This window comes from Pseudidiomarina sp., assembly GCF_048268165.1.
In the GTDB taxonomy this organism is placed as follows: domain Bacteria; phylum Pseudomonadota; class Gammaproteobacteria; order Enterobacterales; family Alteromonadaceae; genus Pseudidiomarina.
In genome coordinates this window covers 1,371,111-1,387,085 of the sequence record NZ_JBLWWA010000001.1, presented here as the reverse complement: position 1 = coordinate 1,387,085, position 15,975 = coordinate 1,371,111, and the positions used below count along the sequence as shown (strand labels likewise).

Here is a 15,975-nt window from a genome sequence, read left to right as displayed (position 1 = left end):
AATTTGTTGTTGAACTGATTCACCCAATCGCGATGGACGAAGGTTTACGCTTCGCAATCCGTGAAGGTGGCCGTACAGTAGGCGCAGGCGTAGTATCTAAGATCATCGCTTAATGTGCTGAGGTATCCGTTTACGGGTATTGATGAAAGGGGAGCTTCGGCTCCCTTTTTTAATGCAATAACGACTAACGAAACTTGACATTACTGCTGTGAACGTAAACGATAGATGCAAGGATAATGGAGCGTAATTACCGTTGAAGCATTTAATTACAACAATAATAGCTTTGGGCTTTGCCCTTCAAGCAGTCGCAGAACCTATCAATGTTCGCGTCGCGGCATATGAATTCCCACCGTATTACTCTGACACCATGGATAGCCATGTTGTTGGTGAGATGCTGAATGAACTTAACAGAATCCAAGATAAGTACCTATTCACACTTGAGCGCGTTGCGCCAAATGGCCGCTATTTTGCTTTAAGCGAAAAGGGGTGTTGTGATTTGATCTTATTTGAAGATCCGGGTTGGGGCTGGCAGAACGCTGAATACCGGGTGGAAGTTACTGAACCCTTATTAATTGGTCGCGAGCGCTTTGTCACTATGAAGCAAATCAATCGCGGTCAGCAGTTTTTTGAAACCAAAGGGCTTCGATTCGGCGGTATTGTTGGCTATCATTATCCATTTGCAGCCAATGAAAAAGATAACCGTGTGCTCGAGGAGCAATACGGGATTTACTTAACCCATTCACACCATGCAAACTTACGTATGCTGATGAATGGACGCCTTGATCTCATCATGTTGACAGATAACTTTATTCAGACCATGTTGACTGAAACAGAACGCGAACAGCTGCTGTTGTCAGATAAACCTTTTGGCGTTTATAAGTTGCGGACTGTGATTAGCACTGTGAAAGCATTGAACCCGGAAGATTTTAAGCTGTTTCTCAAGCAGTTAAAACGACAAGGCAAATTAGAGGAAATCTATCAACGCTTTAAAATAAAAGCTGAGCCAAGTGTGTCTTAATAAACGCTTAAACCTAATTTGTTAGCCAGCTCACGGATCATAAACATGCTGCGCGCCGAGTTGCCGAATGAATTCAAAGGTGGGCTCCACGCACAAATCACGCCGTAGTCCGGTACAATTGCAATAATTCCACCACCAACCCCACTTTTAGCTGGTAACCCGACGGTAAACGCGAACTGTCCCGATTGATCATACATGCCACTGGTGCTCAATAGCGCATTAACGCGCTGAGCGTCCCTATGTGAGGTTATTTGGGCGCCGGTGCGCGGACATACGCCTCGGTTCGCTAAGAACGCTAGGCTGCGCGCTAGGTCTTCTGTGGTCATTGTTAATGCGCATTGCCAGAAATAGTGATCAAGCACTTCTTCGACATCTGATTCGATATTGCCAAAACTCTTCATCAAATAGGCCAATGCCGAGTTGCGTGAGCCGTGTTCGCGTTCAGATTCGTGTACCCGGGAGTCGACACACACATTATCACTGCCGCATAAGCTGCGTACCATACTCAAAAAAGCTGACTTACTGGCTGAGTAGTGACTAACAAGCACATCGCTCACTAAAATCGCACCTGCGTTAATCATTGGATTACGGGGGATGCCCTTCTCCCACTCTAACTGCACAATTGAGTTGAACGGTTGGCCAGAGGGCTCCATTTGCACGCGGTCCCAAAGTGGATCGCCCAAACGTTCCATAGCTAACATGAGTCCGAATATTTTAGAAATCGACTGAATAGAAAAGGGCGTCGTGGTGTCACCAACCGAAGTGACATTGCCGTCGAGCGTAGCCACCGTCAGCGCGCAAAACTCTGGGTTCACCTCAGCCAAAGCCGGAATGTAATCTGCGACTTTTCCCTCATTCACGCTTAAGGCTTGTTGCAAAATCTTTTCCAACAAGGGTTTAAGGTTGTCTGGGGCATGAATCGGTTGCCCGCCGCTGATCACATCTTTGCTCATTGCGCCTTCAATAGTGGTTTTAGGAAACGTGCAGTATGCGAACGTTCACAATCAACGATATCTTCTGGTGCACCCGCCGTCAAAATCTCGCCACCACCGGAGCCACCTTCTGGGCCTAAGTCGATGATCCAATCGGCCGTTTTAATCACATCAAGGTTGTGCTCAATAATGACAATGGTGTTGCCGTGATCGCGCAAGCGATGCAATACCGTAAGTAACTGCTGAATATCATGAAAATGCAAACCAGTGGTCGGCTCATCAAGAATATACAACGTCTTACCGGTATCGCGTTTTGATAATTCACGGGCTAACTTAACCCGCTGTGCTTCGCCGCCAGACAGGGTAGTCGCAGATTGGCCCAAACGAATATAGGACAAGCCTACGTCGATCAGTGTTTGTAATTTGCGCGCGATAGCTGGAATGGGTGCGAAAAACTCTCTCGCATCTTCAACGGTCATATCCAGTACTTCGTGAATGCTTTTGCCTTTGTATTTAATTTCCAAGGTTTCACGATTGTAGCGTTTGCCTTTACAGACATCGCATGGCACATACACATCAGGTAGGAAGTGCATTTCAACCTTGATCACCCCGTCACCTTGGCAGGCCTCGCAGCGTCCGCCGCGCACATTAAAGCTGAAGCGTCCAACTTTATAGCCGCGCGAACGTGCTTCTTCCGTGCCCGCATAGAGTTCGCGAATTGGGGTGAAAATGCCCGTGTAGGTGGCCGGGTTTGAGCGTGGTGTGCGGCCGATTGGGCTTTGGTCGATATCCACCACTTTATCCAAGAACTGCATGCCATCGATACTTGCATACGGTGCGGGTTCGTTGGCCGTCGCTTTGTTGAGTTCGCGGTGCGCAATGCGGAACAAAGTGTCGTTAATTAGAGTTGATTTACCGGAGCCCGACACGCCCGTTACACAGGTCATGAGCCCTGTTGGAATTTTAGCATCAACGTCTTTAAGGTTGTTGCCGGAGGCGCCCTTGAGGTGAACCCAGTGCTTACCGGGCTTGTTGCGCTTTTTAGGTATCTCTATGGCTTTACGGCCCGACAGGTAGTCACCCGTCAGCGATGCCTCATTGGCCATGATGTCTTCGTAGTGGCCTTGCGCAATGATTTCACCGCCGTGCACACCAGCTCCAGGGCCAATATCGATAACGTGGTCGGCTGCGCGTATAGCATCCTCATCGTGTTCGACCACGATGACTGTGTTGCCGAGGTCGCGTAGACGCGTCAAGGTTCCCAACAAACGTTCGTTATCACGTTGGTGCAAACCAATCGACGGCTCATCCAGTACGTACATGACGCCAACCAAGCCGGCTCCGATTTGTGAGGCCAGTCGAATGCGTTGTGCTTCGCCGCCGGATAACGTTTCAGCGCTGCGTGAAAGGCTTAAGTAGTTCAAGCCGACGTTGACCAAAAAGCCAAGACGGTCATTGATTTCTTTCAATATCTTTTCGGCAATTTGAGCGCGCTGACCTTCAAGTTCAAGTTGCTCAAAAAAGGCGAGGGCATCGCCAATCGAGCGCTCAACCACTTGCGGTAACGTTGTGTTGTTCACATACACATGACGCGCTTCCTGACGTAACCGTGCGCCATTACAACTTTTACATGGTTGCGACGCTAAGTATTTCGACAAGTCTTCACGCACTGCCATCGAGTCAGTTTCACGGTAGCGGCGCTGCATGTTGGGAATAATCCCTTCAAATGCATGCGTGCGGGCAACGCGGTCGCCGCGGTCATTCATGTAGGTGAATTCAATTTCTTCTTTGCCACTGCCAAACAACACAACCTGCCGGTGTTCCTCGTTGATATTGGCGAAAGGTTTGTTGAGGTCAAACTTATAGTGGCGTGCTAGCGACTGTAGCATTTGATAGTAATAAAAATTACGTTTGTCCCAACCGCGAATCGCGCCGCCGGTTAAACTGAGTTCTGGGTTCGTTACTACTTTCGCCGGGTCAAAAAATTGTTCGATACCCAACCCATCGCAAGAACCGCACGCGCCGGCCGGGTTATTAAACGAGAACAACCGTGGTTCCAGTTCTTGCATGCTGTAACCGCAATGCGGGCAGGCAAAGTTGGCTGAAAATACAATATCAGCAACATCAGAATCAGTTTCCATAGGCACCACCAAGGCCGTGCCACCACTTAATTCCAATGCCGTTTCAAATGACTCAGCTAACCGCAGTCCCAGGCCTTCACGTACTTTAATGCGGTCAACGACCACTTCAATGGTGTGCTTCTTTTGCAGCTCCAATTTTGGCGGGTCACTCAAGTCACAGAGCTCGCCATCAATGCGTGCGCGAATAAACCCTTGCGCGGCAAGGTTTTCAAGTACCTTAGTGTGTTCGCCTTTACGTTCCTGAATGATCGGGGCCACAATCATCAGTTTTTCACCTTCTGGCAACGCCAATACTTGGTCGACCATTTGCGAAACCGTTTGCGCCGCCAGTGCAACATCGTGTGTTGGACAACGGGGTTCACCGACACGCGCAAACATTAAGCGCAAGTAGTCATAAATTTCGGTAATGGTTCCCACGGTTGAACGTGGGTTATGAGACGTTGATTTCTGTTCAATGGAGATGGCGGGTGACAACCCTTCAATGCTATCAACGTCAGGCTTTTCCATGAGTGATAAAAACTGACGTGCGTAGGCTGAAAGTGACTCAACGTAACGACGCTGACCTTCTGCATAAAGAGTATCAAACGCTAGCGACGACTTACCCGAGCCAGACAACCCCGTAATAACCACCAATTTGTCACGCGGTATGGTCACATTGATGTTTTTCAGGTTGTGGGTGCGGGCACCGCGGATTTCTATTTTATCCATGAGAACTACAACTCTCCGTTGCCAATGACAAGCGATTGAATGAAACGAGTATTATCGCACAACCGATACCTTCTGGTACAATGGCCAGCGATTTTTTCCTGCAGCAATGAGAATTTCATGCGACAGCAAAACCAAGACAACCGACTAACACCCATCGAGCGGCGCGCCTCCGGTGCTTTAGCTGCTGTGTTTGGATTACGTATGCTGGGCCTGTTTTTGATCATGCCCGTTATTGCAATTTATGGCCAACAGTACCCAGATTACACGCCGTTACTGATTGGTCTTGCGATTGGCGCATACGGTTTAACCCAAGCCTTGCTGCAAATTCCACTCGGCATGCTGTCTGATCGCATCGGTCGCAAACCAGTTATTGTTGGTGGCTTAATTCTATTTGCTTTAGGCAGTTTAGTGGCCGCATGGGCCGACACCCTTGTCGGCGTTGTCATTGGCCGTGCGTTACAAGGCACGGGTGCTATAGCTGCGGCTATTTTGGCACTCGCCGCCGATATCACGCGCGACTCACAGCGGCCAAAAGTTATGGCAACTATCGGCATGTTTATTGGCCTGTCGTTTGCCTTGGCATTAGTGCTTGGGCCGCTATTAGGCGCACAGATAGGCCTGTCGGGTCTGTTTTATTTTACCGCTGTGAGTGCTGTGTTCGGTATTGTGGTGTTATTAGCGGCAGTACCAAGTGTGTCGCAGAAATCTGCTCGGGGTGACTTAATCCCGCTTTCGAGTGAATTAGGGCAACTTTTTAAGAATCCGCAACTGGCTCGCCTTAATTTTGGGGTGCTGGTATTGCACTGCGTGCTTACCGCATTTTTCGTGGTGGTACCGCTGCAATTGATGCGCGGTGGCTTGGCTGCGGATGAACACGCTTGGCTTTACCTGCCCACGCTATTATTCTCGTTTGCCTTGATGATACCCATGTTAATTAGAGCTGAGCGACAACGACAGCAGCCGCACTATTTTCGTGTTGCGATTGCGTTGGTTGTTATTGCGGTAGGAGTTATCGCATTTGTCCCTGCGCATTGGGCATATTTAGCCATTGCTGTTGTATTATTTTTTACTGGGTTTAACTTCCTTGAGGCAACCTTGCCGTCGTCATTGACGCGCTTCGCACCTGCAGGCCGCAAGGGCAGTGCGAGTGGCATTTATTCGACCTTTCAGTTTTTAGGGGCGTTTATCGGCGGTGCCGCCGGCGGCTCAATTTACCAACATTTTGGGCTTTTAGGTGTTGGGATTTTTTGTGTGGTGCTGCTACTATGCTGGTTCGTGGTTAGTTTTGGCATGCAGCCTCCACCGCAGCAACAAAGTGTCAGTTATACCTTGCCGAAGTTATCGGAAGCACAGTCAGATGGGCTTGCCGAGCAGCTCAGTCACGTTAACGGTGTGGAAGAAGTGCGCATAGTTGCAGCAGAACATACAGTGTATTTAAAAGTACATAAAACAGATTACAATGATGCGGACGTAGAGGCGCAGTTAGCGCCGTACAGAACATAAGAATATTGAAGGAGCAGATGGCATGGCCAGTCGCGGTATAAATAAAGTAATTCTCATTGGTAATTTAGGCGCAGATCCAGAGGTGCGCTATACACAAAACAATACTGCCATTGCAAACTTGTCAATTGCGACTAGCGAAACATGGAAAGACAAGCAAACAGGCGAGCCGCGTGAGCAAACCGAATGGCACCGTTGTGTTGCTTATCGCCGGTTAGCTGAAATCGCTGGTGAGTACTTGAAAAAAGGTTCCAAAGTATACGTAGAAGGGCGTTTGCAGACGCGTAAATGGCAGGGGCAAGACGGCGTTGAGCGCTACACAACTGAAATTGTAATTAACGATCTGCAAATGTTAGACGGGCGTCCTGGTAGCGGCCAAGGTGGTGGTCAAGGTGGTTATGGCGGTGGCCAACAAGCTGGCGGTTTTGGTGGCCAGCAAGGAAGTCAACAGGGCGGGAAAAAGCCTGCAGCAGCTCAGCAGGGCGGTCAACAACGCCAAGCGCCTGCGCAAAACTTCAATCAACAGCCGGCCCAACAGCCGAAGCAAGAACAAGAACCGTTTATTCCAGATCAAGATTTTGATGACGATATCCCGTTCTAAGGAACCCGTATTGCCATCAACCCATCTCTATAGCCCCTTTCAATAGGGGCTTTTTTTTGTTTATTAACCCGTATTAAATACATGGTCTCTTAGTCTAGAATCATCTATGATTAAACCTTACGTGCGCAACCCAGTATTCAAAGTGAACGACGAACCTAAAGTTTTCTAAATTCATCTTGGTTTTCAGCATGCGAGGTTAACTCAGTGATAAAGCAGCTTGTACTTGTTTGTGTAAGCATAGTGACTTTAGCTGGCTGTAATAACCAACAAGAGCCCATTAATGTGGTGGGTAACTCATGGTTGGGGTATCAACCCTACTATGCGCAACATCTTCTTCACCGTGAACAACAGCCCCCTGCCGTGCATATCACCATGCTGGTTTCTGATGTCAGTGTAATGCGCATGCTCACTAATGAAGCCGCAAGCGTGGCAATGCTGAGTTTAGACAATGCGATAAGCGTAAATTCGCGGACCAATTTGGATTTTTGCATTGCACTGGCTTTATCGAGCTCAAATGGTGCCGATGGGATTATGATGCATCCAAATTTTAGCGGGAAGTTAAATTCTAATGCACCAATCCGCGTTGGTATGGAAGACAGCGCTTTGGCGCGCTATGTATTGTCGCGCTGGCTGAAAATAGCCAATATTGATCCCGCGCGAATTGAACGTGAAATAATACTACCGAATAGTCATGCCACTGCATTTGCACGCGGTAGTTTTGATCTTCTCGTGACTTACGCACCGTTTACGACACGGCTCCGGTCTTCCGGTGCAATACCAGTTTTTTCCAGCATTGAAATACCGGATGAAATTATCGACACGGTGATCATCCGGCGTGATGTTTGGCAGCAGCACAAAAAACGACTGTATCCGTTGGTAACTACTTCTTGGAATCAGGCAATCGCAGCGGCGCAACAACCAGGATCCGACATTTTTAACGCGATGTCTCAGTTGTCAGAACTCAACACAAATGACCTAGTCACCACAATGGCTCAGCTTAAATTCTACGACGCAGCAACAAGTCGGGAGTTTTTGGCCGAGCGCTACGCCACTATCCACAATGTCGTAGCGCGGCACTTGGTTGAGGCAGGTGTGGTGCGCGAGGTGAAACCGTTGCCAGTCTGTGAGGGAATTTTGTGAAAGCACTCCCATACTGGAAAAGACTGAGTTTGCAAATTACGATTCCAATTGTGGTCACCGCGTTGCTGATTCTATCGGCACTGAGTTATTACCTAATCAGTGTGCAGCAAGATGAAGCTTTCGAGCGCGCCGAGCTAGAGTTACGCTCAATGGTGGTAGTAGCGCAAGGCTCTCTAAATCGCATGTTTTCATTGGATCGTACAGAATCCGTCACTGAGCTATTGAGTGAAGTGCATGTTCACCCACGCGTGAAGCAAGCCGTTATTCTCAGTCCAAGCGGCGAGTTAAGAGCGTTCTATGCGGCCAATCAAGTTGCGCCTGAGCTTAATAAATTTATTGCTGAGTTGCCACGCGAACAAATACTTAATGCGGCGCGCTCTGGCGTAACCAGCATTGAGTACCATGCTGCCCATAAACATTTTGTGGCTGTGGTACCTGTTTTGCCAGGTTCTCAACTTAGTACTGAACTGAGTCGAAACTTATTTGTGGTGGAATACTATCACGACAATACCTGGTACCAATTGAATTCAATGGCGATGAACGAGTTGATGGCGTTTATCTCGGTTATTCTGGTCGTTGGCTTGATGCTCTGGACTGGACTGCAATTCCTGATTGCTCGCCCAGTAAAAACACTGGTGCAAGCGTTAGACCGCTTTGCCGATCGGGAAATTATTGGCACATTAAACGTACCGAGCTATAACGAGTTAGGCTTGCTTGCAGACGCGTTACTGAATGCCGCGCATTCTCGTGAAGACTATGAAGCACGGCTGCGAACTTTAACGGCGGCGGTGGAGCAAAGTAGCGACAGTATTGTCATAACTGATCTTAATGCTCGCATTGAATATGTGAATAAGGCCTTTACTGACATCTCAGGTTATTCCGCTGATGATGTCATTGGCTCGAATCTGAAAATACTTGCGTCAGGGAACACGTCAAAGACCACCTATGAGGCAATGTGGAAGGTTCTAACAGCAGGCCAAGTATGGCAGGGTGAGCTTTATAACCTGCGAAAAGATGGCTCCGAATATCGCGAGTGGGCAACCATTTCGCCATTGCGTGATGAACATGGCGAAATTAAAAATTACCTTGCGAGCAAGCAAAATATTACCGAACGCAGAGCGGCAGAAGAACAAGTTCACCACTTGGCTTTTTTCGATGTTTTGACTGGCCTGCCCAATCGCCCCCATTGCACGCAAATACTCCGGGAGATGCTAAGTAGTCGAGATGCGCGCAAATTTGGAGTGGTTGTGCTGTTTGATGTTGACGGCTTGCAACGTATTAATGATGTGCGCGGGTTTGAGTTTGGCGATCAAATCTTATTGAGTATTAATGAGCGTTTGAGTCAGGTGCTCAACTATGAACACGACGCCAAACTTGGTAATTTAGGCGGTGACTTGTTTGCATTCATTCTGCCGGCCAGAGGCGAACGCGAGCACATCATTGCACACTCGAAAGTATTGGTTAAAGAGGCGTTGGATGAAATTGCACGCCCAGTTATTGTCTCCGGTGAGAATGTCACGGTTACAGCGAGTGCGGGTATGGTTGTTTACCCCGAATACGGTGATACGGCCGAGTCAATAATCCGACATGCCGAAACCGCAGTTCATAATGCCAAAGACGCTGGCGGCAATCAGTTGATCGTATACAACCCTGCTTATAGCTACGAGCTTGAGCAGCGCTTCGAGATTGAACGAGAACTTCGCGCAGCTATTGGCAGTGACCAATTAAAAATATACGTACAACCGCAGCAACTTGCTGATGGCACTTTTGTTGGGGTTGAGGTGTTATGCCGTTGGCACCACCCAGAGCTCGGCGCGGTTTCGCCTGTGGTGTTTATTCCGATTGCGGAAAAAACGGATTTAATTGTTGATTTGGGTAAGTGGATTTTAGCCGAGGCACTTGAAGTGCTTGCTCGCTTGCCCGGTGATTTGACACTGGCAATCAACATCAGCCCCCGTCAGTTTCGTAAATTTGACTTTATTTATTATATTGAACGTCAACTCTTGCGCACCGGCGCCGACCCGAAACGGCTAATACTGGAAGTAACCGAAAACCTTTTGGTGGACGATGTGCAAGACATCACCCTAAAAATGAAAACATTGAAAGAAACCGGCGTGCAGTTCTCAATTGATGATTTCGGTACAGGGTATTCGTCGTTAAGTTATTTGACGAATCTACCGCTCGATGAGCTAAAAATTGATCAGAGCTTTGTGCAAGGAATTGGTGATGTCAACAAAGAGAAGATTGTTGAAACCGTCGTGTCCATGGGCGAACATTTGGGGTTGCGTATTGTCGCCGAAGGCGTTGAGACCAAGCAGCAACTTAATTTCTTAACACAGCTTTCATGTGAAGTTGTGAGCCAGGGGTATTACTTCTTTAAACCGATGCCGGTGGACGATTTTTTTGCAGAACTGAAAAACCGCCCCCAGCAGTTGCCGAAGTAACACCTATTTTATGCCGTGCTCTGTTGCCACAGTATCGAAATACTCCAACGCCTGCTTTGCATAAGCACGTTTTTCGATGTAGTCACCGGCAAAAAAGTTTTTCTTAAAGCCATAGGCAACCATATCTTTGAGTCGTTTCAACGGTACATCAACGGCGCTTAATGCCAATTCATATTCCTGAGTTACCGTAGTGCGTGAAACCAATCGGTTATCCGTACAAATAACGGTTGCAAGACGGTGATTGAACATGTGCTTAAAGTTGTGATTGCTGACATCGCCGATATCCGGATTGGTCTGCAAATTGCTGGTAATACACACTTCTACGGCAATACGGCGGTCAGCAATAAATGACGCCAAGCGTCGTGCATAGTCTTCTTTGTCTGTAATTTTTGGGTCTTGAATCATTTCCGGTGAAAACAACGAATAGCCATGGCCGAGTCGGTCTGCATAGCACTGCGTTAAGGCTTCAAAAATACTTTCGGCGCCGTAGGCTTCACCGGCATGCACCGTTTTCAGTAGGAAATTTTGGTGCGCATATTCATAAACTTCTTTGAAATCGTGCGCAGGGTAGCCCATTTCTTGCCCGGCAATATCAAGGCCTACTATTGGCAAGCCTTCTTCATCGCGCAAGCGTACACTGGCACGAATCATCTCCATGGCAGCAGTTTTGATAACTTGCTTTGGCTCATGGTCGCGCAGCATTTGAAATAATTGCGTGTAATAAGGAGAGAAGCCTTTCTTGCCGAACATACGCATGGCGCAATTAATGATGCCATAGTCAAAAGGCGGCTTGTTGCCCGAACGCACGTCGGTTTGCGAATTGTATTCATGTTTGGCGCGCGCTAGCCCCTTGTTTACAGCGTGCATCACCGTGTCAAAATCAATTCCGCGGGCTGGGTCCATCATAAGTTGCGGCGCGAAGCGCGCTTCAATATATATGACGCCTTCTGCAAGGTTATCTTGCGCTAACTCATAAGCTGCTTGTTCAAGGTTTTCCATGTCACGCAACACGGCACACGTGTACTGAAAGCCATTCAAATACTCGCCTAAATTCTGGTAGGACTCTTTAAATACCAGATCATACAAACCATCTACCGTATAGGATGGCAATTCAACACCACTGCGCTTGGCCATTTCAATTAAACCTTGTGGGCGTAAACTGCCATCTAAATGCAGATGTAAGTCAGCCTTTGGCATGGCTTTTAGAAAGGCTTGGGAGTATGTTGTGGTCATTGACTTCTCCTTGATTAAGTTGACGAAGTATACCATTTAACTGCAGGTATTCGAACGCTAACGCTTGTCGTTTTTCCTAAAAACGTAGACACTTACAACCATTAAATTAACGATTAACGGAATCTATGGCCTCACTCTATTTTACCTACTCTGCAATGAACGCCGGCAAGAGCACCTCATTGTTGCAAGTTGCGCATAATTACGAAGAGCGCGACCAACGCGTTCTGCTATTAACACCGTCGATTGATGATCGAGCAGGTCAGGGGCGCATTGCATCGCGCCTCGGAATTGACCGTGAAGCGTTGGCGTTTTCAAATACCACCGACTTAGCAGCGCTGATTGATGCCCGCCACCAACGTCAACCTATAGACTGTGTGCTAATTGATGAGTCACAGTTTTTGACCGAAGCACAGGTTTGGCAGCTCACGGATGTGGTCGACCGTATGGATATTCCCGTGATGTGTTACGGCATTCGCAGCGATGCGTTTGGTAAAGCCTTTCCGGGCAGCGGCGTTTTATTGGCGGTGGCCGACAAAGTTGCGGAAATGAAGACCATTTGCTTTTGTGGGCGTAAAGCAACCATGAACTTGCGCATTGACGCGCAAGGCAATGCAGTAAAAGCAGGCGATCAAATTGCCATCGGCGGTAATGATCGTTACATCTCTTGCTGCCGTAAACATTGGAAAGAAAAGCTCGACTGGAATGCATGAAAAAAGCCCCAATAACACGACTTTAATATGTTAATTTTTGCAATCACCTCAATTATCTAGGTAAAAGTCTGCTACTATTTGATGTAGAACAAAAATTAACCTGTTCGGAGAGTCGATGAAGTCAGCACCGGTACCAAAAAATGAATTGGAACGCCTGCATTTGCTGCACGAGCTCGATATCTTAGACACCGAGCCGGAACCAATATTTGATAAAATAACACTGATGGCGAAGCAGCTGTTCGGTGTCGAAACTGCGCTGATTAGTTTGGTTGATACCGATAGGCAGTGGTTTAAATCGAAAGTTGGCTTCAATGAAAGTGAAACACCCCGCGAAGTTTCGATGTGTGCTCACGCGATAGCGCAGGGCGCAACGATGGTTATCAACGACACGCGAGAAGATACGCGCTTCGTGGAAAATCCGTTTGTTGTCGCCAGTGGGGGGATACGCTTTTATGCTGGCGCGCCTATTGAAATAGCCCCTCAAATTTATATTGGCACGCTCTGTGTCATTGATTCAAAACCTCATACATTTACGGCACAGCAACAACAGTGGTTGGAAACCTTGGCTGAGTGGGTTAGAAATGAGCTGCTTGGGCGCTTTGCTATGAGTAACTACGAGCAAGAACGACAGGTATTGGCGCAGGGCCCGGTAGCGGCGGTGGTATGGCAAGCCGAACCTGAAGCGCATTTAATCTACGTTGCGGAAAATGTGGAGCGGGTGTTGGGGTATTCCGAGGCTTACTTACTTAACCCAGAAGTGCGTTATGAAACCATCGTGCATACTGCAGATCGAGATGAGTTACTAACGCGTATGCAAGCAGTGCTTGATGGTGAGCAAGAGTCGTTGGAAATTGAGTACCGCGTGGTTACGCCATCAGAAGACATTCGTTGGGTGCATCACTTTGCCCGAGCTGACCGTGATCACAACGGTAAACTCGCGCGGGTGCGGGGCTATTTGCATGACAGCACTAAGCGTAAAAACTTAGAATTGAGTTTGCAGCATGCAAACCAAAGCATTGCGCTGGCGCTAGAGGCAGGGAATTTAGCGACCTGGGAATGGTATTTGTTTGATCAACGGGTTGAGGTTGATCATACTTGGGAAGAAATGTTGGGTCGCGATGAGAACTATGCGCTTGGCAACAAATGGGCTGAATTGATTCATCCGCAAGACTACCAACGTGTACGAACAGCATTGCAAAAACATTTGAAAGGCAAGTCAGAACGCTTTGAGTCACGGTTTCGTCTATTACATGGAGACGGGCATTATATTTGGCTACATAGCATCGGCAAGGTCATTGAAACGAATGAACAAGGCTTAGCTCAGCGTATGGTCGGTATTCATCATGACATTACATCTGAAGTCATGAATGAGCAGCGTCGTCGTCAACAAGAAGCCGTATTGAGTTTAGTCAGCTCGGTGCAACATGAATTTTTATTTGTAAACGACTTTAGTGAAGTCTGCGATGTTGCATTGCCCAAGTTAATGGAGTTAACGGAGAGCAAAACTGGACTGATTGGTGAACTGCCAGATAATTCGCGTTCACGGAATATGTTATGGTTGCACGGCTTACGCACTCTCGAGAACGAAACAAAAAATTCAGCTTATCAAAAACTTATTAAGCAAGGCATCGACGTTGAGGTAACTGGGGAATTAGCATTGAGTGTTTTAGTGCGGGGGGAACCACAGTTATGTCCCAACCCAGTTCAGCCTGAAGAAGCAATTTTTCATCCACTCGAGTTATCCGAGTTGAAAAATGCCCTTATTTTACCGCTTTATTTTAAACAACACGTCGTGGGAATGTTACTGCTTGCAAACTCAGAAAACGGTTATCAGCGTGAACAATTGGCCACATTGAAACCGATGCTGAATACGCTCGGTACGTTAATGCATATACGGCGCATGGACGAAGAGCGCCAATTTGCGGTGGACGAGCTGCGGCGGATGGCAACCATTGATGAGTTGACGCAAATTGCTAATCGCCGAGTATTTATTGAAGCAGCAGAGCAGCGATTTATAGAGCAGCAACGCTATGATATGCCTGTAAGCGTCGCGATTATTGACTTAGACCACTTTAAAAAGGTCAACGACTCCTTTGGCCATGCTGCTGGCGACAAAGTGTTAAAGCAATTTACTGATGTAGCCAAGGAAGTGCTGCGCGATGGTGATCTGCTGGGCCGCCAAGGTGGCGAGGAATTCGGTATTTTACTGCCGCATGCTGACATCAATCAGGCCATGCAGGCTGCCGAGCGTGTTCGTAAAGCCGTTGAAAAAACTGAATTTTCATGGGACGGCAAAATCATTCCCGTGTCGATTAGTATCGGGGTAGCACAATTGATGACAACCGATAATGATGTAGATAGATGGTTCGCACGCGCAGATAAAGCACTTTACCAAGCAAAATCTGAAGGTCGTAATCGCTGTATTGCCGCAGACGAGGTATAATGGCGGTGAAATAACCATCGAAACACAACTTGAGGTAGATATGCAGGTTACTGAGCTAACAATCCCCACGCCCGACGATTGGCATCTTCATCTTCGCGACGGTGAGCTGTTAGCCACCACAGTTCCTGCTACTGCAGTTGTTTTTGGGCGTGCTGTAATTATGCCCAATCTTGTTCCACCGGTTACCTCTGTTGAGCAGGCTCGCGCGTACCGTGAACGTATTGAAGCCGAGCGGCCCGCCGGTAATTCATTTAAGCCGCTGATGGCACTCTACTTGACTCAAGATACCAGCATCGAAACCGTGCAAGCGGCTGCAGCCGATCCACATGTTATTGGTTTTAAACTTTATCCATCGGGTGCCACCACGAACTCAGCGGCTGGCGTGACCGATGTAAATGGGTTGGACGCTGTATTTGCTGAAATGGCAAAACTGCAGGTTCCTTTATTGGTTCATGGCGAAGTAACCACTGCTGATGTGGATATTTTTGACCGTGAAAAAGTCTTTATAGATAACTACTTACGGCCTCTTTTGCAACGTCATTCGACCTTAAAGCTGGTGCTTGAACACATTACTACCGGCGATGCCGTGGCCTTTGTTGAAGAGCACGGTAACAATGTTGCCGCCACCATTACACCGCAGCACTTATTGATGAATCGTAATCATCTTTTAGTAGGTGGTGTGCGACCACATAATTATTGCTTGCCAATATTAAAACGTCGCGAACATCAGCTAGAGTTGCGTCGTGCAGCGGTTTCTGGGAGCCCTAAATTCTTTCTCGGTACCGATTCAGCACCACATGCTCAGTCGAAGAAGGAGAACGCGTGTGGTTGCGCTGGTTGCTACTCAGCCCCGGCAGCGTTACCGTTGTATGCAGAGTTTTTTGAGCAAATGGATGCGCTGGACAAATTGGAAAATTTTGCCAGCGGTTTTGGTGCAGATTTTTACGGCTACGCAAGAGCAACATCGACAGTTACTTTAGTGCGCAAACCTTGGCGAGTTCCAGAATCTGTATCAACTGCGGTGGGACCCATGGTGCCGTATTGGGCTGGCGAGATGTTAAATTGGCAGCTAAAATAAATATAACGCAAAAATAACAAGCGGCTG

12 protein-coding genes are annotated in these 15,975 nt (G+C 47.8%); 9 read left to right on the top strand and 3 right to left on the bottom strand.

What is annotated here, in order from left to right:
* Both ACN0UY_RS06610 and ACN0UY_RS06605 read left to right on the top strand, forming a co-directional pair.
* A partial coding sequence (locus tag ACN0UY_RS06610; RefSeq protein ID WP_417665924.1) for a hypothetical protein occupies positions 1–113 on the top strand: 113 nt, incomplete at its 5' end.
* Positions 114–253: 140 nt separating this feature from the next.
* Positions 254–1,018 (top strand): hypothetical protein, encoded by a 765-nt coding sequence (locus ACN0UY_RS06605; protein WP_417665887.1) that lies wholly within the window; start codon positions 254–256, stop codon positions 1,016–1,018.
* Here the strand turns inward: ACN0UY_RS06605 and glsA are convergent.
* A complete protein-coding gene (glsA, locus tag ACN0UY_RS06600; protein ID WP_417665886.1) occupies positions 1,015–1,971 on the bottom strand; it encodes a glutaminase A in 957 nt (318 codons plus the stop codon). The genes ACN0UY_RS06605 and glsA overlap by 4 nt on opposite strands.
* Positions 1,968–4,799, bottom strand: coding sequence for an excinuclease ABC subunit UvrA (gene uvrA / locus ACN0UY_RS06595; RefSeq protein WP_417665885.1), 2,832 nt, complete (start codon positions 4,797–4,799; stop codon positions 1,968–1,970). The genes glsA and uvrA overlap by 4 nt, the downstream gene beginning before the upstream one ends.
* A 117-nt stretch (positions 4,800–4,916) precedes the next feature.
* Between uvrA and ACN0UY_RS06590 the strand changes: the two genes are divergently transcribed.
* The 4 genes from ACN0UY_RS06590 to ACN0UY_RS06575 all read left to right on the top strand — a co-directional run bounded on the left by ACN0UY_RS06590 (position 4,917) and on the right by ACN0UY_RS06575 (position 10,484).
* Positions 4,917–6,302 (top strand): MFS transporter, encoded by a 1,386-nt coding sequence (locus tag ACN0UY_RS06590; protein ID WP_417665884.1) that lies wholly within the window; start codon positions 4,917–4,919, stop codon positions 6,300–6,302.
* A 22-nt stretch (positions 6,303–6,324) separates the two neighbouring features.
* A complete protein-coding gene (ssb, locus tag ACN0UY_RS06585) occupies positions 6,325–6,900 on the top strand; it encodes a single-stranded DNA-binding protein (protein ID WP_417665883.1) in 576 nt (191 codons plus the stop codon).
* Between the two features lie 204 nt (positions 6,901–7,104).
* Entirely contained in the window at positions 7,105–8,040 is a 936-nt protein-coding gene (locus ACN0UY_RS06580) for a hypothetical protein (protein ID WP_417665882.1), read from the top strand.
* Positions 8,037–10,484 (top strand): putative bifunctional diguanylate cyclase/phosphodiesterase, encoded by a 2,448-nt coding sequence (locus ACN0UY_RS06575; RefSeq protein WP_417665881.1) that lies wholly within the window; start codon positions 8,037–8,039, stop codon positions 10,482–10,484. The genes ACN0UY_RS06580 and ACN0UY_RS06575 overlap by 4 nt, the downstream gene beginning before the upstream one ends.
* 3 nt (positions 10,485–10,487) lie before the next feature.
* Here the strand turns inward: ACN0UY_RS06575 and ACN0UY_RS06570 are convergent, their stop codons facing one another.
* Positions 10,488–11,717 carry an adenosine deaminase family protein gene (locus tag ACN0UY_RS06570; protein ID WP_417665880.1) on the bottom strand — a complete coding sequence of 410 codons (1,230 nt, stop codon included), beginning with the start codon at positions 11,715–11,717 and terminating at the stop codon, positions 10,488–10,490.
* Positions 11,718–11,842: 125 nt separating this feature from the next.
* Between ACN0UY_RS06570 and ACN0UY_RS06565 the strand changes: the two genes are divergently transcribed.
* From ACN0UY_RS06565 to pyrC, 3 genes are all read left to right on the top strand, one after another.
* Positions 11,843–12,427, top strand: coding sequence for a thymidine kinase (locus ACN0UY_RS06565; RefSeq protein WP_417665879.1), 585 nt, complete (start codon positions 11,843–11,845; stop codon positions 12,425–12,427).
* A 115-nt stretch (positions 12,428–12,542) separates the two neighbouring features.
* Positions 12,543–14,870, top strand: a complete 2,328-nt coding sequence (locus ACN0UY_RS06560; RefSeq protein WP_417665878.1) for a diguanylate cyclase — start codon at positions 12,543–12,545, stop codon at positions 14,868–14,870.
* A gap of 40 nt (positions 14,871–14,910) precedes the next feature.
* Positions 14,911–15,948, top strand: coding sequence for a dihydroorotase (gene pyrC, locus ACN0UY_RS06555; protein ID WP_417665877.1), 1,038 nt, complete (start codon positions 14,911–14,913; stop codon positions 15,946–15,948).
* Positions 15,949–15,975 lie beyond the last annotated feature (27 nt).

Excerpts from the sequence above, each read along its gene's own strand:
- pyrC (WP_417665877.1), top strand. The coding sequence starts at position 14,911 with ATGCAGGTTACTGAGCTAACAATCCCCACGCCCGACGATTGGCATCTT.
- ACN0UY_RS06565 (WP_417665879.1), top strand. The coding sequence starts at position 11,843 with ATGGCCTCACTCTATTTTACCTACTCTGCAATGAACGCCGGCAAGAGC.
- ACN0UY_RS06570 (WP_417665880.1), bottom strand. The coding sequence starts at position 11,717 with ATGACCACAACATACTCCCAAGCCTTTCTAAAAGCCATGCCAAAGGCT.
- ACN0UY_RS06590 (WP_417665884.1), top strand. The coding sequence starts at position 4,917 with ATGCGACAGCAAAACCAAGACAACCGACTAACACCCATCGAGCGGCGC.
- ACN0UY_RS06560 (WP_417665878.1), top strand. The coding sequence starts at position 12,543 with ATGAAGTCAGCACCGGTACCAAAAAATGAATTGGAACGCCTGCATTTG.
- glsA (WP_417665886.1), bottom strand. The coding sequence starts at position 1,971 with ATGAGCAAAGATGTGATCAGCGGCGGGCAACCGATTCATGCCCCAGAC.
- ssb (WP_417665883.1), top strand. The coding sequence starts at position 6,325 with ATGGCCAGTCGCGGTATAAATAAAGTAATTCTCATTGGTAATTTAGGC.
- uvrA (WP_417665885.1), bottom strand. The coding sequence starts at position 4,799 with ATGGATAAAATAGAAATCCGCGGTGCCCGCACCCACAACCTGAAAAAC.